Annotated in this window: 1 protein-coding gene; it reads left to right on the plus strand. The window is 34.6% G+C overall.

All coding sequences use genetic code 11. The annotated features are described in order from the left end of the window. Positions 1 to 211, plus strand: a 211-nt coding sequence (locus FUA24_RS07780; RefSeq protein ID WP_148541183.1) for a hypothetical protein, incomplete at both ends; no start/stop codon positions are given.

Genomic DNA, 211 nt, shown 5'->3' on the forward strand with positions numbered 1-211 from the left:
ACTCACATGTGCTACTCTGAATTTAATGATATTATTGAAGATATTGCTAAAATGGATGCCGATGTGATAACTATTGAAACCTCGCGCTCTGAAATGGAATTATTAGACGCTTTTGTTAATTTTAAATACCCCAATGAAATTGGCCCTGGTGTGTATGATATACATTCACCTAGAGTACCTACGGTAACCGAAATTGAAATACTGCTAAATA

It is taken from the genome of Seonamhaeicola marinus, from assembly GCF_008085455.1.